Source organism: Kingella negevensis (genome assembly GCF_030177895.1).
GTDB classification, from domain to species: Bacteria; Pseudomonadota; Gammaproteobacteria; order Burkholderiales; family Neisseriaceae; genus Kingella_C; species Kingella_C negevensis.
Genome location: NZ_CP123448.1, coordinates 2,096,250 through 2,114,945 on the forward strand (window position 1 = coordinate 2,096,250; position 18,696 = coordinate 2,114,945).

The window sequence follows — 18,696 nt, forward strand, 5'->3', positions numbered from 1 at the left end:
GCTTTTTGTTATTTCACGCGCATGTCGCCTGTTTCTACAAAGCGTTGATGCCATGAAAGAGCTTCGCCGAGCAAGTGTGGCGTGTGTACGCCTTGCGCGGTTTTTTCGGCACGGTTAAAGTAGTCTTGCAGCGCATCGCGGTAATCGGGGTGCGCGCAGTTGTTGATGATGAGCTGTGCGCGTTGGCGTGGCGATTTGCCGCGCAAGTCTGCAATGCCTTGTTCTGTAACGATAAACATCACATCATGCTCGGTGTGGTCGTGGTGCGACACCATTGGCACTAGGCAGGAAATTGCACCATTTTTGGCAACCGATGGGGTTACGAAGAACGTATACATGGCGTTACGCGCAAAGTCGCCTGAGCCGCCAATGCCATTCATCAGTTTTGTCCCCATGATGTGCGTGGAATTGACGTTGCCGTAAATGTCGGCTTCTATCATGGCGTTGATGCTGATGACACCTAGGCGGCGAATCAGCTCTGGGTGGTTGGTGATTTCTTGGGGGCGCAAGATGATTTTGTCGCGCAAGAAATCGATGTTGTCATCAAAGCGTTGCAATGCTTCGGGGCTAAAGGATAACGCGGTGGCGGATGCAGATTGCATTTTGCCTGACAAAATCAGGTCTAACATGCCGTCTTGCAGTACTTCTGTGAAACCTGTGAGTTCGCTGAATGGGCTGTCTTGCAAGCCTGCTAACACAGCATTGGCGACGTTGCCGACCCCTGATTGGAACGGTAATAGGTTTTCAGTTAATCTGCCGTGTTTCACTTCGTTGCTGAAAAATTCGATGATGTGCGCGGCAATGCGTTTGGAAATATCGTCAGACTCTGTGAATTTGCTGTTGCGATCGGTGTCGTGGGTGAACACGATGGCGGCAATTTTGTCGGTGTCGCAATCGATATAATAATCGCCGATGTGGTCATCTGAGTTTAGCAGCAAAAGCGGACGGCGGTTGGGTGGTGTGCCGATGTCTACAAAAATATCGTGCATGGTTTCCAGTTTGGGATTTTGCAGCGTGTTCACTTCAATAATGATTTTTTTGGCGGACTTAACCCATTGATTGCTCACACCTACGCTGGTGGACGGAATCAGTTTGCCGTCTTCTGTGATGCCGACCACTTCAATAATGGCGATGTCCATTTCGCCGAAGAAACCGAAGCGCACTTGCTGCTCAATGTGGGAGAGGTGTACGTCTGTATATGCGACTTCGCCTTTGTTAATTGCAGCGCGTAGGGTTGGGTCGGATTGGTATGGACTGCGGAACGATAGGGCTTTGGCTTCTGCTAATACGCCGTCGCATTCAGGTGCAGTGGACGCGCCTGTGATAAGTTTAATGGCGAATGGCTTGCCTTGCGCGTGTTCGGTTTTGGCGTGTTCGGTTTTGGCGTGTTCGGCGATGGCGGTGGGTAAGGCTTTGGGATAGCCTGCACCCGTGAAGCCGCTCACGCCGACTAACATACCATCTTTGACAAATTCTGCGGCTTGTTCGGCAGTCATGATTTTGTTGTGTAAACCTGAGTGGCGGATTCTTTCGATGGCTTGATTCATGGTTTTTACTCCTTTGTATTTTTGTATGTTAAGGATTGTGAAATATAGCTAGTTTTTGTGGGGGGGGCAAGGGGATTTGGAGAGTTTTTTTGGAGGTGGTAGGGAATATAAAAGCAGCCTGAAAAGGGGTTTCAGGCTGCTTTTTGTTGCATGAGTTCAAATTATTAAATGATTATGTATTTTTGCATGAAATTCTTGCGTGCGAACTTGATTTAAAATATCCAGCGTAACTGGCTTCGTTAATCGTGAACGCGGTTTGGCAGTGGGGGCATTTGATTTCGTGCATGAAAGTCCTTTTAATTAATAACATATTGGATAAAATTTTATCTGTTATAAATTAGTAAATACCAATCACTATGGTACTGCATTCATCAAATTGGAAATATTCTTACATACGGCTTGATACATAACTCTTTTCCAATGATTAATTGAAAAAGTATCGGCACAATTTTGGTAAACATCTAGCATCATTTGATAAGGATTTGGGTAATTTAACAATTGATTTAATTGTGGAATAAGCATCTGCAACTCGCTGTTTGCTTCTTTTGCAAATCGTGATTCTAATCCTAAAATATTAAAATAATTGTTAGCTCTATTTGCATCTGTGGCATTCCATGCACTTGGAATTTGCGTAAAATATTGTATCGTCGCTTCTGTATCATTTAGGGAGGTTGCATCATAACTTGCATATATCCATTGCTCATTAAAAAAAATCTCCTTATCAAAATAGGGGTGTATTAACTGGTCTTTCTCTTGTGTTGCAAAAATAGCCTTTTTATATCCTTCATTGCAATCTCTACAACATGGAATTAAATTTTTTGGGTAGACAGAATACTGAGGATACTTTTGCTTTGGTAAATAATGGTCTAATTGTGCAGAAATACCTATCCCTCCACAGCACGGACATCTTTCTGATTTAGCTAAAATTTCATCATATATACGTCTAATTTTTTTCTCTTTTTTAGTAAAATAGTTTTCATACATTTGTATTAAATCATCATAACTTAAATCTCCAATAATTTTATGCACAATACCGTCTTGTGAATTAGGTAGTATAGAAAATAACTGTTGTGCTGATGCCATTTGGTCATAATTATCCCATGCTTGAATTAACAAATCTTTATTTGTCTGATTTTGCAATTTTGATTTTATTGAAATGGCATTGCTCATATTTTCAATCAATAATGTAAATATTTCATTATTCTCATAACTCGGCACTTCTAATTTCAGCATTTTTTCTATCTCTTTCGGCAATCAATATTTTTAGCAACCCTTTTGCTTCTATACCTAATTGATGCTTATATTCATCTAAGATTTCATCATATGATTTATTTTCATTTACAGATTCTATAAGTAATTTGTGAAAACCAGATTTAATGACTTCTAATCCAAATACCTCTCGCGTTAAAACACCTACATTTTCTCCAAATGTTTCTATTTTAGGTCGTTTTGTATCAGTTGCAATACCAACACGTTGAATTTTCCAAACACATGATTTAGGAATTTCTTGCAAAACTACAGGTGAATGAGTAGCAATAATTGCAACTCCATTTACTTCATACAGTAACTCCGACAATGCACGCACAAATGCTGATAATAATGGAGGGTGTAAATGACTTTCAGGTTCGTCAATTAAAATAAGTGTTTTTTCTTCTAATACTGCTATTAATTTTGTAATAGTTAATAATACAATTGCATGACCTGAACTCATATTTTGAATTAACTTAATTGCAGCTTCTTTAATATTAATATTCGATTCATTAGAATTAATCTTTAATTTTTCTGGTAATTCCATAAATTTAAAATTAGTATCTGATTCTAAATTTCTTATAGCTTTAGTCAAACGCTGTTCTTTTTTTCTAAATAAACATATAGATAGTGCTTCAGCAAATTCTTCATGAATATCTGTTGCGGTTTGAATACCATGTTGCTTTTTTAAGCCAATATAAAAATAACATGTCCCTTGTGCTGGGTCTGCTTGCTCTTTTGGAGGAACAAAAGTATCAAAAGCACTCCATGAGATAGAAATTAAATTACTAAAATAAGTACTATCAATTTCTCTTCGACAAAATCCTAAATAATCTAAATAAAATCTGTTATTGGATTCAGTTTTAGACATAATGGCTTTAACCATTCCATTCAAAATAGTTGTTTTACCCACACCATTTCTACCAATAATTGCGTGTATGTTTGTACTGGGTTTTGATAGTGGTTCAACATTAAAATCAAGTTTAATTTCAGAATTATTTTCAGTTTTAGGAATTACAAAACTAAAATTAAATTCAGTTAATTCAGCTTGTCTTTTAATAATTCTTGCAAACTGACCATATATGCTTGTTAAACTAACGAATCGTAATAAAGAATAATTGAATACTTTCTCATCTTTAACTTCATCTATTTTAGGATTCAAATATGCTAAATCATTCAACGAAGATAAAATTTCTTTTTTAACATCTTCATTCAATAAGTTTAATCCTTTATAGTATTCTAGATCTTCTCCTAAAGAAAAATATTCATCATTTAAAGATAGAAATTTTTTACCCCCAAAATCTTTTTCTATTTTTATATAAGTACCAGTGTCTGTTGTTTGTCCTTTAAAACCAATTTTTACGTTTCCAATATGATGAAGAGTTCCTAAATTATCAACAAAATGTAAATAAAACACAGTTACAAAAGAATAATCGTTCCATTTGTCTATACGTAGAAATACTTTATTCTTTGCATTGCTAGGAATAGATTCACCACGTTCTAATAATATAAATTCCATAATTTTTCTTTCTAAAAATATTTAATTTAATAATTGAAAAATAAGACTTATTTCAAATTTTCCCACTCCTTCAACAACCTTTTAACCGAAACAGGACTAGGCGTTCTTAACTCCTGTGCAAACAACGAAACACGCAACTCCTCAATCTGCCACCCAAACGCATTCAGGCTGCCTGAAACAGGCAAATTCTGCCGCGACAAATTCGCCAATTTCTCCGCCAATATCGCTTCCAATTCCTGAATATCTGCTTCACGCGCCGCATCTCGCGCGGGATTGCCGCTATATTTATCCAGCCGCAAACTCATCGCCTTGATATACACAGGCAACCGCGCCCACTGCGTCCAAGGTGTGCGACTGGCAAAACCCACGCCCAGCAGCACATTCAGTCGTTCACGGATTAAGGGCGTGAGTGGGTGCTTGCCCAATTTCGCGTTGAGTTCGGTGTAGGCAGTTGTAATTTCGTCCAAATATCGGCTCACCGCTTCTTTCACGGCTAGCAGACGACTTTTCGCTCTTTTGATTTGTTCTTTAAAGGCTTTTTCATCGCGTGGCAACTCGTCATCGCCAATAAAAGCACGGTCACAAATCGCCGCCGTCAAATCATCTTTCAGCGTGTCGGGGGCAATGTGTTTCAGCAACATCGCTGCTTGCGTAAACCCTTGAATACCTTTGTTCAAGTCTTTCATATGGTCTTTTAATTGTAATTGAATCAAGGCGATAACGCCTTTTCGGTGCGATTGTTCCGCCGCCAATTCGGTATCAAATAAACGCAAGGCAATATTGCCGTCTTTCTCTTGTTGTAATCCGATGTAGCCTGTTAGTTGCTGTTTACCGCGAGCGAATTTCACGCTTTCAGGCAGCTTGCCGATGTCCCACGTTTTAATGTTGTCGCGTTCAAATTCCTGCGTGTTGTCGCGGAATGTCATGCTTGCCACTTGTCCAAGCTGTTGTTGTAATTGAACTAAATCGCGTCCCATCGCCAATTCTTGACCGCCGTCATCAACAATCCGTAAATTAAAATAGCAATGTTCAGGCAGCCTGAAAGCTGCCCATTCGTCCAAATCAATTTGTTCCAACAGCCGCATATCGCCAGCATATTTGGCAATCGCTTGGGCAAGTTGGGGCAAAATCGGGGCGTTTTGGTCGGGATTTTGGTTTAAAAAATGCGTGATAAATTCAGGCACAGGCACACAAATTCGGCGGATTTGTTTTGGCAAAACTTTGATTAACAACTGCAATTTTTCGCGTATCATGCCTTGAACCAACCATTCCAAACTTGCCGAATTGATACGATTCAACACCGTCAAAGGCAGTGAAACGGTTACGCCGTCAAGTGGGTGGTGCGGCTCAAAACGATACGACAGCTTGAATTTGCCGTCCGCCGTTTTCCAAAATTTGGGAAACTGCTCTTCGGTAACGTGGGCGGCGGCGTGTTGCATCAAGTCGTCTCTCGTGAGAAACAGGCGTTTTTGCGTGGCTTCATCCGCGTGTTTCAGCCACGTTTCGAAGGTGCGAATATCGGCAAGCGGCTTTTTCAGGCTGCCTGAAACCACATTTTCAGGCAGCCTTTGATTGTAAAATTCATACAAAATTTCATCGTCAATCAAAATATCTTGTTTTCTAGATTTATTTTCTAAATCAATAACTTCTTTAATCAATTTTTTATTGTGAACGAAAAAAGCAGCCTGCAAATCACATTCCTGCGCCACCAACGCGCCACGAATAAACAACTCTCGCGCTTCATCGGGCGCAACTCGCCCATAAGCCACAGGACGGCGTGGCAAAACCGTTAAACCATAAAGGGTTACGCGCTCGCTCGCCACCACTTCGCCGCGTTTCTGCTCCCAATGCGGCTCAAAATAATGGTAACGCACCAAATGTGGTGTTTCCTGCTCAATCCATTCGGGCTGAATGCTTGCCACATCTCGGGCATATAATTTGGACGTTTCAGTCAATTCCGCCGCCATCACCCATTTTGGCTTGGCTTTGAACACGCTGGACGCAGGGAACAAATGAAAATGGCTGCCCCTTGCCCCGATGTAATCGTTCGCGTCAAGCGATTTCTGCCCCACATTCGCCACCAAACCCGTCAGCAAGGCACGATGAATTTGCTCGTAACTCGCTTCTTTTTTCGCCTTGATATTGGCACGATGATTTTTCTTATACAGTTGTTTTTGTTTGAGTTTTGCCGATAAATCTAAATCGCTAGAAATATCGGATTGTTCAAACACAGATAAATTTTCAGGCTGCCTGAAAGCGTTTTCCTTGCTCGTCAAACCCATTTCCACCGCGATTTCAGTCAGTTGTGCGTGTAATTCGCGCCATTCACGCATACGCAAATGCGACAAGAAATATTGATGACACCATTGAACTAATTGTTTATTAGACAATTTTTTATCACGTTCACGCTGAAAACTGTCCCAAATATTCAAATACGTCAAAAAATCCGACTGCTTATCGGCAAAACGCTCGTGTGCCTTATTCGCTAAATCGCGCACTTCAAGCGGTCGCTCGCGTGGGTCTTGAATAGACAAAGCAGACACAATAATCAGCATTTCCGCCATGCAATCGTGCTTTTTCGCGGCGATTAAAATTCGGGCGATTTTCGGGTCAATCGGTAGGCGCGCCATTTGTTCGCCGAGTGGGGTGAGTTTGTAATGGTTTTTTTGTGGAGACATCATATTTATTTAGATTAAATTAAAAATATTTTTTAAAAATATTGAAGATTGAGAAACTGGATTTTTCAGACTGCCTGAAAATAGGTTTAGGCTGCATACAGGGCAAATCCGTTTGTTCTGTAATGTGTTTATAAATTGCTTCGGTTAATTGAGTTGTAATTCGCTGATATTCCAAATGAAATACCTTGTATTCTGTTGAAATATCACTTTCCCATTCTTGGCTATATCTATCAAACTCATACCAATAATCTTCCATAATCTCTCGATATTCAGAAATATAATTAGCATTATCAATCGGCAAAAATGCCCAAATCTCATCATTACTTTCCCAGTAATATTCAGGGTGTTCAAATGAAAATAATTGAGTCATAAATTGTATGGCATACAATCTATCATCATCCATATATAAAGGCACATACTGGCTTGCTAATTCAATTAGTTTGGTAATAACGACTTGGCACGATTCACGATAATTCAACCATAAAAGTGATTGATAGACATCGTTTGGAAATGAGCTTTCGGCTTGCGTGTCATATAACCATTGCTCAAAAGAATCAATATTTTGCCGTTTGGTTAAAACGGGCAACAGTTGCCAGAACCAATGCGGCAATTTTTGTGTCTCCATATTCACAATTCCTATTTTCAGGCAGCTTGAAAAAGTGCAGGCTGCTTTTTAACTTTCCGCAATCGCGCCCAATTCCAACAACACCTGATAACCGTCATTGATATAGCGTTGGTCGGGCATATCCAATAGCGGAAACGTTTCCATATCGCCAAACCCCAACGCCAGTAAACGCAAAATCACGCCCGATAAATTTGTACGAATAATTTCAGGGTCAGTAAATTTAGGGCGATTGTTAAAATCTTCTTCCGAAAATAAGCGGATACACACGCCAGCCGACACACGACCACATCGCCCTGAACGCTGTTTCGCGGCTGCCTGCGAAATTTTTTCAACGTGCAACTGTTCCACTTTCGCTCGCGCCGAATAGCGTTTCACACGCGCCAACCCCGTATCCACAACAAATTTAATGCGCGGCACGGTCAGCGACGTTTCCGCCACGTTGGTCGCCAAAATAATGCGGCGTTTGTCGCCAGTCGGATGAAAAATTTTGTGCTGTTCCTGCGCTGATAATCGGGCAAAAAGCGGCAAAATGTCGTCATTTTTGCGTAATGGCGATTTTCGTAAGGCTTCTGCCGCTTCACGAATTTCACGCTCGCCCGACAAAAACACCAACACATCGCCTGAACCAAAACACGCCAATTCATCTACCGCGTCCACAATCGCGTCCGCCAATTCAATTTCCGCTTCGTCTTCATCTTGTTGATTTAATGGGCGATAGAGAATTTCTACGGGATAAGTTCGCCCACTCACTTCAATCACAGGGGCATTGTTGAAATGCTGCGAAAAGCGTTCCGCGTCAATCGTGGCAGACGTAATAATCACTTTTAAATCAGGACGTTTCGGCAATAATTGTTTTAAAAAGCCCAGCAAAAAATCAATATTCAGGCTGCGTTCGTGCGCTTCGTCAATGATGATTGTGTCGTAATTCGCTAAAAAACGGTCGGTTTGCGTTTCTGCCAATAAAATGCCGTCCGTCATCAATTTTACGAAAGATAATGGCGAAGTTTTGTCATTGAAACGAATTTTGTAGCCGACTGCTTGCCCGATTTCGCTGTGCAATTCTTCGGCAATCCGTTCCGCCACCGAGCGAGCGGCAAGACGGCGTGGCTGCGTGTGTCCAATCAATCCCGACACGCCACGCCCCAATTCCAAACAAATTTGCGGAATTTGCGTGGTTTTGCCCGAGCCTGTTTCGCCACAAATAATGGTTACTTGGTTGTTTTGAATGGCAGTTTTGATGTCTTCGCGTTTTTCGTAAACAGGCAAATCTTGGTTGAGCGTAATCGCTGGCACACGCGCTTGGCGTTGTAAAAATAGGTCGTGGGATTTTTGGTATTTTTGTTGGACTTTTTCTAATCCGCCGAATTTTTCAGGCTGTCTGAAAGCGGTTTTTAGGAAATGGCGGTCTTTTGAAAGGGTTTTTGATAAATCGGGAATATTCATTTTTTGTTACAAATTCAATTATTTTTCAGATGCGAAATTATAACAAAATGCAACCTGAAAGGATTTTTTTCAGGCTGCGTGTTGTTTTGTTGTATGGATAAAACGCTTGCTGTCAAAAAATTTACATTTTCTTTTATCAATTAACAGAATAGGCGTTATTCTTGCTATAATTATACGGATTGAAATTTTGAAATGTTCATGCAGCCCGAAAAGGTGTTTTCAGGCTGCATGAAGCTGGATAATTTGTAAACAGGATAAATTTATGAGTATTGGTTTATTGCGGGTTTTGGTGCAACAAAAACTCGTTCCGCAGGATAAAGTTGAAAAATATCAAACAGCTATTAAAGATAATAAGCCTGTTTTGCCTTTGATTTTTGGTGATAAAATTATTACGCCTGAAGCGTTGGCTGATTTGTGCTCTTCTTTGTTTAACTATCCTTTGTTGGATTTGAACTATTTCCCACGCAGCCGAATTGTGTCTGATGTGATGAATGAGGCACAAATGCAGGAATTGCGCGCGATTCCTATTTTGAAACGTGGTCGTAAAGTTTTTGTTGCGGTGTCTGACCCAACCAATATTCAAAATGTTCAAAAAGCAGTGTTTAACTCTGGCTTGCAATTGGATTTGGTGGTGGTGCGCGATGACCAACTGAGTACGATTTTGGAATGGTTTGGTCAAAGTAACTCTGCATTGCTCAAGGAAATGGGCATGGAGTTGAAACAAGAGGAATCTAGTCAGCAAAAAATGATTGTGGACGGGGAAGAGGAAGAAGATGGTCCTGTTGCGCGTTTCATTCAGAAAATTTTGTATGATGCGGTTCAAACGGGTGCTTCCGATATTCATTTTGAGTTCTATGAATTTATGGCGCGTGTGCGTTTCCGTACGGACGGTATGTTGCGTGAAGTGGTGCAACCGCCTTTGCAATTGCGTAGCCAACTGGCATCTCGTATTAAGGTGATGGCAAAACTGGATATTTCTGAAAAACGTGTGCCGCAGGATGGACGTATTCAGTTGCAATTCTCTAAAAATACGAAAGCCATCGACTTCCGTGTGAACACTATGCCTTGTTTGTTTGGTGAGAAAGTCGTGATGCGTATTTTGAACTCTGACGCGGCAAGCTTGAATATTGAACAATTGGGTTTTGAACCGTTCCAGAAAGAGCTGATTATGGAGGCGATTCACCGTCCATATGGCATGGTGCTGGTAACAGGTCCTACGGGTTCGGGTAAAACAGTGTCTTTGTATACGTGCTTGAATATTTTGAATACGGATGACATCAACATTTCTACTGCGGAAGACCCTGCGGAGATTAACTTGCCGGGCATCAATCAGGTGAACGTGAATGACAAACAGGGTTTGACGTTTGAAGCTGCCTTAAAAGCGTTCCTGCGTCAGGACCCGGACGTGATTATGATTGGTGAGATTCGTGACTTGAGTACGGCGGATATTGCGATTAAAGCGGCACAAACGGGCCACATGGTATTCTCAACCTTGCACACGAATAATGCGCCGGCTACTTTGTCTCGTATGCTGAACATGGGTGTGGCGCCGTTTAATATTGCGTCTGCTGTGAACTTGATTATGGCGCAACGTTTGGCACGCCGTTTGTGTAATTCGTGTAAAGCGCCTATGGAGCGTCCGCCTAAACAGGCTTTGTTAGATGCTGGTTTTACTGAAGAGGATTTGGCTAAAGAGTGGATGATGTATCGTCCTGTTGGCTGTGATGCTTGTAAAGGTAAAGGCTATAAAGGTCGTGCCGGTTTGTATGAAGTAATGAAGATGTCTGAACGTATGAAGGCTGTGATTATGTCTGGTGGTACGGAAGTGGATATTGCTAACATTGCTTATGAAGATGGATTGTGCGATTTGCGTCGTTCAGGTTTGCTGAAAGTGATGCAAGGGATTACTTCTTTGGAAGAAGTAATTGCGACAACGAATGAATAATTTTGATTAAAGGAAAATACAATGGCACCTCAAAAGCCAGCTAAAAAGCCTGTGAAAAAAGCAACTGCGAAAAAAGCGGACAAACCAGTAAAAAAAGAACGTGGTAACCGCTATCAGTTTGAAGGTAAAAACTTACAAACAGATTCTATTGTTCGTGGTGAAGTGGTTGCGAAGAATGAAGATGAAGCACGTCAGAAATTATCACGTCGTTCTATCAAAGTGATGCAACTGACGAAGATGAAAAAGATGAGTGCGAAAAAAATCACTCAAGCTGATATTACCATCTTCACTCGTCAGCTTTCTGTAATGATGAAAGCGGGTCTGCCTATGATGCAAGCGTTTGATATTGTGGCAAAAGGTAACCCAAATGCGAATATGACAGATTTGCTGATGAATATTCGTAACAATGTGGAACAAGGTGAATCTTTAGGTGACTCTTTTGCTGCACATCCAGCTTATTTTGATAAATTCTATTGCAACTTGGTTGCAGCAGGTGAAGCGGGTGGTGTGTTGGAAGGCTTGCTGGATAAATTGGCAACCTATAAAGAGAAAACTCAAGCCATTAAGAAAAAAGTGAAAAGTGCTTTGACTTATCCTATCGCCGTGATGGTGGTTGCGGTTGGTTTGATTTTGGTGATGATGATGTTCGTATTGCCATCGTTCAAGAAAATTTATCAAGGCTTGGGTGCAAAATTGCCTGCTTTGACTGAATGGATGATGGGATTGTCTGATTTCTTCGTTGCTCAAGGTTGGATTATTATCCCTGGTCTGATTGGTAGCGTATGGGGTTTAGCTCAATTCCATAAACGTTCGCCAGCATTCCAAAAGAAAGTGGATGCTTGGTTATTGAAAATGCCTATTTTCGGTAACATTGTGATGAAAGCAACGATTGCTCGTTGGGCGCGTACCACTGCGACGCTGTTTACTGCAGGTGTGCCATTGGTGGAAGTATTGGATTCTGTGGCAGGTGCTTGCGGTAACATCATTTATGAAGAAGCAACCATGGAAATTCGTAATAAAGTAAACCAAGGTATTTCTTTAACTTCAGGCATGAATGCAGCCAATGTATTCCCAAACATGGTAGTGCAAATGGCTTCTATTGGTGAAGAATCTGGTGCGTTAGATGATATGTTGAACAAAGTAGCAGAATTCTATGAAGAAGAAGTAGATACTGCTGTGGCTGCACTGTCATCTTTGATGGAACCTATCATCATGGTGGTTTTAGGTAGTATTGTCGGCGTGATTCTGGTTGCCATGTACTTACCACTGTTCAGCATGGGTGATGCCATCAAATAAAAAGGATAAGAATTGGATATTGCAATTATCTTAGCAGTTGTTTTTGGCTTGCTCATTGGTAGTTTTCTCAATGTAGTGATTTATCGTATTCCTTTGATATTAGAAAATATGTGGAATCGAGAAGCGAAATTGCAATTAGGTATGGAAGTAGGCGAAGAGCCTATTTTCAACCTAATGGTTCCGCCATCACGTTGCGGAAACTGTGGTTCGCCCGTTCGCCCTTGGCAGAATGTGCCGATTATCAGTTGGCTCATTTTGCGTGGCAAATGCCATACCTGCAAAACGCCTATCAGCATTCGCTATCCGTTGGTTGAACTATTAACGAGTGTGCTGTTTGGTGTGATGGCATGGCAATATGGCGCAACCATAATAACTGTAGGCGCGTGCTTGTTTACTGCATTTGTTGTCGCTTTAACTTTTATTGATGCAGACACGCAGTTACTGCCAGATCAATTAACTTTACCATTGATTTGGCTAGGTTTATTGTTCAATTTAATAACAGGATTTATCCCATTGGAACAATCCGTTATCGGCGCAGTAGTTGGCTATATGAGTTTGTGGACTTTGTTCCATGTATTCAAATTGTTAACTGGCAAAGAAGGCATGGGCTACGGCGACTTTAAAATGCTATCTGCGATTGGTGCATGGTTAGGCACTGGCATTTTGCCGATTGTGGTGTTTGCTGCGGCATTGGTTGGTATTATCGCCTTTTATGCCAAACGCTTATCACAAGGGCAACCTATGGCATTTGGTCCATGTTTGGCTGTAGCAGGTTGGTTTGTTTTCTTGTTCTACAGTTCAGCAGGTCAAGCATTAACTTGGTGGCTAACGAAATCTGGATTCTAAAATGATTTGGATTGGATTAACCGGAGGAATTGGCAGCGGCAAAAGTCAGGTCGCTGCCTGTTTTTCTGCCTTGAACGTGCCGATTATTGATGCAGATGCAATTTCGCGCCAATTAACGAATACGCCGAACAGTTCAGCCTTAAATGCTATCCAGCAAGCATTTGGCGATAAAGCAATTGATGTTTCAAGCTGCCTGAATCGAGCTTATATCCGCCAATTAGTGTTTACTGATAAAACAGCAAAACAACGATTGGAAGCGATATTGCACCCATTGATTATGGCGGAAATACATTTTCAGCAAAGCCAGTTTCAGGCTGCGTATGGCTTGATAGAAATCCCCACATTGATTGAAAATCCCCATTTTCAAACATTAGTTTCACGGATTTTAGTGGTAGAATGCAACGAAGTTTTCAGGCTGCAGCGCGTGATGAAACGCAATGGATTAAGTGAGATTGAAGTCCGCAATATTATGGCAAATCAAGCCACAGATGAAGAGCGATTACGCGTGGCAGATGATGTTATCCGCAATGAAAGCAGCCTGAAAGATTTACAGCAAGTCGTGCAAAAAATGCACCAATTCTATTGCAGCCTGAAAAATACAGAAAGTTAAAGGAAAATATGCTAAGTTTTGACCACCCTTTATCAGAACGTGTTCGTAGTTTAATCCGTATAGAACACCTATTTAACCGCTTCAATCATACCGTTGCGGGCGAAGATAAGTGGTCGCACCATGTAGCCTTGGCAACCCTGTTTGAGATTATGGAATGTTCTTCACGTGCAGAAATGAAGTTAGATATTCTGCAAGAGTTGGAACGCCAACGCCAAGCGGGTAAGCATCAGAATAATCAAGATTTATGGAACCGTATTCAGCAAACCACGCAAGATTTGCAAGATGTTCAGCAAAAATTCGGGCAACATATTCGTGAAAATGAATGGCTAATGGCGATGAAACAACGCATGGTTGTGGCAGGTGGCACAACGCCTGTGGAATTGCCAAGCTATTATTATTGGCAACATTTACCCACAGAAAAACGTCGCGAAGATTTGAAATGTTGGAGTCAGTCCATGATGCCAACTTATCAGGCTGCCCATTTGCTTTTGGATATTTTGCGTGAAAATCAACATGTTGTAGAATGCTGCGCCGAGCAGGGTAATTATCAACAAAAAAGTTTAGCGCAAAATATTCATTTGCTGACTGTGGAATTACCAACGGATTTAGGTTTTCTGCCTGAAGTTTCAGCGAATAAATATTTCACGCATATCCGCTTTGTGGAAGCCAATCAAGAAAGCATGCGTGGCAAACAAGTGGAACAAGATGTTGAATTTAAAATTATTATGTGCAGTTTTGATGCTGAGTTGAAATAATGAATAAAAGAGAGAAAAAATGAATCGTATTGAATACATCGCTTCAGAGCTAACTGCTCGCAAACAAATTCTTACTTGTGCAGAATCTTGCACAGGTGGCTTATTGGCTGCCGCTTTAACCAGCGTTCCAGGTAGCTCCGCTTTTTTTCAGCGCGGCTATGTTACTTATTCAGACCAAGCAAAATGCCAATTAGTGAATGTGAACGCCGACACTTTACGCCATTATGGTGCGGTCAGCGAAGAAGTGGTGCGTGAAATGGCGTTGGGTGCGCTGATTGCGTCTAAAAATGATTATGCTTTGAGCATTTCAGGTATTGCGGGTCCTGATGGTGGTACACCAGAAAAACCAGTTGGTACAGTATGGTTTGGTTTTGCGACCAAACAGCGCATTTGGGCAAAACAATACCAATTTTCAGGCAGCCGCGAAGAAATCCGTCAGCAAGCTGTGCAATACGCATTGGCGATTTTGGAACATTATTTAAAAACAACTGCTGCATAAACCTTAGGCAGCCTGAAAAGTTTTCAGGCTGCCTTTTATAACAAGAAAGGAATACTATGTCTCAACTTTTAGCCATTCACCCAGATAATCCGCAAGATAGATTGATTAAACAAGCCGTAGAAATCATCAAAAAAGGTGGCGTGATTGTTTATCCAACCGATTCTTGCTATGCGTTGGGCTGTGCATTGGGCAATAAAACTGCAATGGAACGTATTTTAGAAATCCGCAAAATTGATTTGAAGCACCATTTAACTTTAATGTGTGCCGATTTGAGCGATTTAGGGACTTATGCCAAAGTGGATAACAGTCAATTTCGTCAATTAAAAGCTGCTACACCTGGGAGTTACACCTTTATTTTGCAAGCAACAAAGGAAGTGCCGAACCGCACATTGCACCCAAAACGCAAAACGATTGGTTTGCGCGTGCCTGATAACAAAATTGCATTGGCATTGTTGGCAGAATTAGGCGAACCCATGCTTTCTTGCACACTAATGCTGCCTGAAGATGACGAACCCTTAACCGACCCTTATGAAATTAGCGACCGTTTAGCGCATTCTGTTGATGTGATTATTGATGGCGGCTGGTGTGGCACAGAACCCACGACTGTGATTGATATGACTGAGGGCGTAGAGTTAATTCGCGCAGGGAAGGGCGATATCTCATTATTTGGTTTATAAAACAAAAAACCGCTTATTAAAACATAAGCGGTTTTCTTTATGGCTTAATTACGCATCTAATTGGTCTACACGTTCGCGCAATTCTTTACCAGGTTTGAAGTGAGGTACATGTTTTTCAGGTACCTCAACACGTTCGCCTGTCTTAGGATTGCGACCCACACGAGGTGGACGGTAGTTTAAGTCAAAACTACCAAAACCACGAATTTCAATGCGCTGACCTTTTGCAAGTGAGCGAGTCATGGTATCTACCAAGACTTTCACACTATATTCGATGTCTTTGGCTTGCAATTCAGAACCTTCGTTGCGTTCGGCAAAAAGCTCTGCCAAGCGAGCCATTAACTCAGATTTGGTCATTTACAAATTACCTTAGTTTTTACCTAAAGATGCTTTCAACAAGTCACCCAAGCTAGTTGTACCAGCGTTTGCAGGTGCTGCAGATTGAGCCGCTTTCAAAGCGTCTTCGTTTGCTTTAGCGTCTTTAGCTTTAACAGACAATTTGATGCTGCGGTTTTTGCGGTCAACAGTTACGATAACTGCTTCAACTTCGTCGCCTTCTTTAACTTTAGTAGTCAAATCTTCAACACGTTCGCTGTCAAATTCAGAAGCAGGCAAGTAACCTTCAACTTCGTCAACCAATACAATTACTGCACCTTTAGCTTCAACAGATTTCACAGTACCTTTAACCAAAGCACCTTTGTCGTTCATAGCCAAGAAGTTGTTGAATGGGTCGCCTTCCAATTGTTTGATACCCAAAGAAATGCGTTCTTTTTCAACGTCGATTGCCAATACAACCGCTTCAACTTCTTCACCTTTTTTGTATTTACGAACAGCTTCTTCGCCAGCTTCAGTCCAAGACAAGTCAGATAAGTGAACCAAACCATCGATGTTACCAGGCAAGCCTACAAACACGCCGAAATCAGTGATTGATTTAACTGCGCCTTTAATTTTGTCGCCTTTGTTGTAGTTTGCTTCAAATTCTTGCCATGGGTTAGCTTGGCATTGTTTCATGCCCAAGCTGATGCGGCGTTTGTCTTCGTCGATGTCCAAAATCATCACTTCAACTTCGTCGCCCAATTGAACCACTTTGCTTGGGTGAACATTTTTGTTTGTCCAGTCCATTTCAGAAACGTGAACCAAACCTTCGATGCCTTGTTCGATTTCAACGAATGCACCGTAGTCAGTCAAGTTAGATACTTTACCGAACAAGCGAGTGCCTGTTGGGTAACGACGAGCCAAACCATTCCATGGGTCTTCGCCCAATTGTTTCAAGCCCAAAGAAACGCGTTGTTTGTCTTGGTCAAAGCGCAATACTTTAGCTTCAACTTCTTGACCCACTTCTAACACTTCGCTTGGGTGTTTCACACGACGCCATGCCAAATCAGTGATGTGCAACAAGCCATCGATGCCGCCCAAATCAACGAATGCACCGTAATCAGTGATGTTTTTAACGATACCTTTAACCACAGTACCTTCTTGCAAGTTTTCCATCAACGCTTTGCGCTCTTCGCCCAAAGTTGCTTCCAACACTACACGACGTGAAACCACAACATTGTTGCGTTTACGGTCTAATTTAATCACTTTAAATTCAACTTCTTTGCCTTCAAAGTGTGAAGTATCTTTGATAGGACGAACGTCCAACAAAGAACCTGGCAAGAACGCGCGAATGCTGTTAATCATCACAGTCAAGCCGCCTTTAACTTTGCCGTTAATCACGCCAGACAAGATTTCGCCATCTTCCATTGCTTCTTCCAAAGCAATCCAGTCAGCAGCGCGGCGCGCTTTTTCGCGAGACAATTTAGTTTCACCGAAACCGTTTTCAACAGATTCGATAGTTACAGTAACGAAATCGCCTACTTTAACTTCCAATTCGCCTTGAGCGTTTTTGAATTCTGCAACATCAATCAAAGATTCAGATTTCAAGCCAGCGTTCACGATAACGAATTTATCAGTGATTTCAACTACTTCAGCAGTGATGACTTCGCCGTGGCTCATCTCTTGGGTGTTAAATGATTCTTCCAATAACTGGGCAAAATTTTCCATGTTGGTTTTGCTTTCAATGCACTGCCAGAGTGTGCGGGGTAAGGTTGATTATGCGCTTGCGTCTCTGGCTCGCAAGCGAAAGAAAAATATATTTTCAGGCTGCATAAAATATATCGCAGCCTGAAAAGAGAACTTGCGCATTATACGCTATTTTTAGCTACTATCAAGCTGTTTTATTTACTTTTTTCGTACCAAGCCAAAACTTGTGCAACGGTTTCTTCAATGCCTAAATTTGAAGTATCCAATAATTTTGCGTCAGGTAATTGGCGCAATGGTGCAACAGGGCGATTTTTATCCGCTTCATCACGCGCTTCAATGTCTGTCAAAATTTGCTCAAATTCACAGCCTGAAAGTGGCACGTTGATTTGTTTGGCGCGGCGTTCAGCGCGGATTTGTGCGCTGGCGGTTAAGAAAATTTTGAGTTGCGCTTCAGGGAAGACAATTGAACCCATATCGCGTCCGTCTGCAACCAAGCCTTGTTCTGTTAAGAAATCGCGTTGGCGTTGCAATAATGCGCTGCGAACGGCGGGTAATTTGGCAACGGCTGACGCGCCCATGCCGATGTGTTCGCTGCGAATGGCTTGTGAAACGTCATTGCCTGCGAGCAATACAGTTTGACCTGCAAATTCTACGGGCAGAGTGGTGGCGAGTTGGGCGATGGCGGTTTCGTCTGTCCATGTGATTTGGTTTTGTTCGGCGTGTAGGGCGGTGAGGCGGTAGAGTGAGCCTGAGTCTAAATATGCCCAACCCAGCGTGGCGGCGACGCGTGCGGCGATTGTGCCTTTGCCTGACGCTGACGGTCCGTCAATGGCGATGACTTTTTGCATTTTTTGTTTCTCCGAATAATTTTTCAGGCTGCTTTTTATTGATTGGCAAAATGCAGCCTGAAACGTATTTTGCTAAAAGCTTGTGAAGTGCTGTTTTTGCAGCCTGAATTGAAATTGTTGATTTAGAAATTTATACACTAA

Annotated in this window: 17 protein-coding genes; 7 read left to right on the forward strand and 10 right to left on the reverse strand. The window is 41.8% G+C overall.

Features of this window, described 5'->3' with window-relative positions:
* Nucleotides 1–8: 8 nt before the first annotated feature.
* The 7 genes from scpC to hrpA form a co-directional block, all read right to left on the reverse strand.
* Nucleotides 9–1,547, reverse strand: a complete 1,539-nt coding sequence (gene scpC, locus QEO93_RS11390) for a succinyl-CoA:acetate CoA-transferase ScpC (RefSeq protein ID WP_085815448.1) — start codon at nucleotides 1,545–1,547, stop codon at nucleotides 9–11.
* Nucleotides 1,548–1,719: 172 nt separating this feature from the next.
* On the reverse strand, nucleotides 1,720–1,857 hold the full coding sequence (locus QEO93_RS11395; protein WP_348651508.1) for an MJ0042-type zinc finger domain-containing protein: 138 nt from the start codon (nucleotides 1,855–1,857) through the stop codon (nucleotides 1,720–1,722).
* Nucleotides 1,858–1,901: 44 nt separating this feature from the next.
* Nucleotides 1,902–2,780 (reverse strand): HNH endonuclease, encoded by an 879-nt coding sequence (locus QEO93_RS11400; protein ID WP_052368847.1) that lies wholly within the window; start codon nucleotides 2,778–2,780, stop codon nucleotides 1,902–1,904.
* A complete protein-coding gene (locus QEO93_RS11405; RefSeq protein ID WP_032138000.1) occupies nucleotides 2,752–4,314 on the reverse strand; it encodes an AAA family ATPase in 1,563 nt (520 codons plus the stop codon). Before QEO93_RS11405 ends, QEO93_RS11400 begins: the two co-directional genes overlap by 29 nt.
* Nucleotides 4,315–4,361: 47 nt before the next feature.
* Entirely contained in the window at nucleotides 4,362–6,995 is a 2,634-nt protein-coding gene (locus QEO93_RS11410; protein ID WP_032137999.1) for a DUF3418 domain-containing protein, read from the reverse strand.
* Nucleotides 6,996–7,011: 16 nt separating this feature from the next.
* The gene (locus tag QEO93_RS11415) at nucleotides 7,012–7,617 is read right to left on the reverse strand and encodes a hypothetical protein (RefSeq protein WP_032137998.1); all 606 of its coding nucleotides are present in this window, start codon (nucleotides 7,615–7,617) and stop codon (nucleotides 7,012–7,014) included.
* A 48-nt stretch (nucleotides 7,618–7,665) separates the two neighbouring features.
* Entirely contained in the window at nucleotides 7,666–9,060 is a 1,395-nt protein-coding gene (gene hrpA, locus QEO93_RS11420; RefSeq protein ID WP_032137997.1) for an ATP-dependent RNA helicase HrpA, read from the reverse strand.
* A 262-nt stretch (nucleotides 9,061–9,322) separates the two neighbouring features.
* Between hrpA and pilB the strand changes: the two genes are divergently transcribed.
* The 7 genes from pilB to QEO93_RS11455 are packed head-to-tail and all read left to right on the forward strand — an operon-like array spanning nucleotide 9,323 to nucleotide 15,688.
* The gene (pilB, locus tag QEO93_RS11425) at nucleotides 9,323–11,005 is read left to right on the forward strand and encodes a type IV-A pilus assembly ATPase PilB (protein ID WP_032137996.1); all 1,683 of its coding nucleotides are present in this window, start codon (nucleotides 9,323–9,325) and stop codon (nucleotides 11,003–11,005) included.
* A 21-nt stretch (nucleotides 11,006–11,026) separates the two neighbouring features.
* Nucleotides 11,027–12,301, forward strand: a complete 1,275-nt coding sequence (locus QEO93_RS11430; RefSeq protein ID WP_032137995.1) for a type II secretion system F family protein — start codon at nucleotides 11,027–11,029, stop codon at nucleotides 12,299–12,301.
* A 12-nt stretch (nucleotides 12,302–12,313) separates the two neighbouring features.
* Nucleotides 12,314–13,147, forward strand: coding sequence for a prepilin peptidase (locus QEO93_RS11435; RefSeq protein ID WP_032137994.1), 834 nt, complete (start codon nucleotides 12,314–12,316; stop codon nucleotides 13,145–13,147).
* Nucleotide 13,148: 1 nt separating this feature from the next.
* Nucleotides 13,149–13,757: a dephospho-CoA kinase gene (coaE, locus tag QEO93_RS11440; RefSeq protein WP_032137993.1), complete on the forward strand. Its 609-nt coding sequence runs from the start codon at nucleotides 13,149–13,151 to the stop codon at nucleotides 13,755–13,757.
* Between the two features lie 8 nt (nucleotides 13,758–13,765).
* Nucleotides 13,766–14,512: a cell division protein ZapD gene (gene zapD / locus QEO93_RS11445; RefSeq protein WP_032137992.1), complete on the forward strand. Its 747-nt coding sequence runs from the start codon at nucleotides 13,766–13,768 to the stop codon at nucleotides 14,510–14,512.
* Nucleotides 14,513–14,531: 19 nt separating this feature from the next.
* Nucleotides 14,532–15,011, forward strand: a complete 480-nt coding sequence (locus tag QEO93_RS11450) for a CinA family protein (protein ID WP_032137991.1) — start codon at nucleotides 14,532–14,534, stop codon at nucleotides 15,009–15,011.
* Nucleotides 15,012–15,067: 56 nt separating this feature from the next.
* Nucleotides 15,068–15,688, forward strand: a complete 621-nt coding sequence (locus QEO93_RS11455) for an L-threonylcarbamoyladenylate synthase (protein WP_032137990.1) — start codon at nucleotides 15,068–15,070, stop codon at nucleotides 15,686–15,688.
* A gap of 48 nt (nucleotides 15,689–15,736) precedes the next feature.
* On the opposite strand, the gene QEO93_RS11460 is transcribed toward QEO93_RS11455, so the two are convergent.
* The 3 genes from QEO93_RS11460 to cmk all read right to left on the reverse strand — a co-directional run bounded on the left by QEO93_RS11460 (nucleotide 15,737) and on the right by cmk (nucleotide 18,555).
* Complete coding sequence (locus QEO93_RS11460) at nucleotides 15,737–16,042, reverse strand: integration host factor subunit beta (protein WP_032137989.1); 306 nt, start codon at nucleotides 16,040–16,042, stop codon at nucleotides 15,737–15,739.
* 12 nt (nucleotides 16,043–16,054) lie between these two features.
* Nucleotides 16,055–17,728, reverse strand: coding sequence for a 30S ribosomal protein S1 (rpsA, locus tag QEO93_RS11465; protein WP_032137988.1), 1,674 nt, complete (start codon nucleotides 17,726–17,728; stop codon nucleotides 16,055–16,057).
* Nucleotides 17,729–17,901: 173 nt separating this feature from the next.
* Nucleotides 17,902–18,555 carry a (d)CMP kinase gene (cmk, locus tag QEO93_RS11470; protein ID WP_032137987.1) on the reverse strand — a complete coding sequence of 218 codons (654 nt, stop codon included), beginning with the start codon at nucleotides 18,553–18,555 and terminating at the stop codon, nucleotides 17,902–17,904.
* Nucleotides 18,556–18,696: the final 141 nt, after the last annotated feature.

Coding starts and splice junctions, on each gene's coding strand:
- zapD (WP_032137992.1), top strand. CDS start 13,766: ATGCTAAGTTTTGACCACCCTTTATCAGAACGTGTTCGTAGTTTAATC.
- QEO93_RS11450 (WP_032137991.1), top strand. CDS start 14,532: ATGAATCGTATTGAATACATCGCTTCAGAGCTAACTGCTCGCAAACAA.
- QEO93_RS11405 (WP_032138000.1), bottom strand. CDS start 4,314: ATGGAATTTATATTATTAGAACGTGGTGAATCTATTCCTAGCAATGCA.
- rpsA (WP_032137988.1), bottom strand. CDS start 17,728: ATGGAAAATTTTGCCCAGTTATTGGAAGAATCATTTAACACCCAAGAG.
- QEO93_RS11415 (WP_032137998.1), bottom strand. CDS start 7,617: ATGGAGACACAAAAATTGCCGCATTGGTTCTGGCAACTGTTGCCCGTT.
- cmk (WP_032137987.1), bottom strand. CDS start 18,555: ATGCAAAAAGTCATCGCCATTGACGGACCGTCAGCGTCAGGCAAAGGC.
- hrpA (WP_032137997.1), bottom strand. CDS start 9,060: ATGAATATTCCCGATTTATCAAAAACCCTTTCAAAAGACCGCCATTTC.
- QEO93_RS11460 (WP_032137989.1), bottom strand. CDS start 16,042: ATGACCAAATCTGAGTTAATGGCTCGCTTGGCAGAGCTTTTTGCCGAA.
- coaE (WP_032137993.1), top strand. CDS start 13,149: ATGATTTGGATTGGATTAACCGGAGGAATTGGCAGCGGCAAAAGTCAG.
- QEO93_RS11410 (WP_032137999.1), bottom strand. CDS start 6,995: ATGATGTCTCCACAAAAAAACCATTACAAACTCACCCCACTCGGCGAA.
- QEO93_RS11400 (WP_052368847.1), bottom strand. CDS start 2,780: ATGCTGAAATTAGAAGTGCCGAGTTATGAGAATAATGAAATATTTACA.
- pilB (WP_032137996.1), top strand. CDS start 9,323: ATGAGTATTGGTTTATTGCGGGTTTTGGTGCAACAAAAACTCGTTCCG.
- QEO93_RS11455 (WP_032137990.1), top strand. CDS start 15,068: ATGTCTCAACTTTTAGCCATTCACCCAGATAATCCGCAAGATAGATTG.
- scpC (WP_085815448.1), bottom strand. CDS start 1,547: ATGAATCAAGCCATCGAAAGAATCCGCCACTCAGGTTTACACAACAAA.
- QEO93_RS11395 (WP_348651508.1), bottom strand. CDS start 1,857: ATGTTATTAATTAAAAGGACTTTCATGCACGAAATCAAATGCCCCCAC.
- QEO93_RS11430 (WP_032137995.1), top strand. CDS start 11,027: ATGGCACCTCAAAAGCCAGCTAAAAAGCCTGTGAAAAAAGCAACTGCG.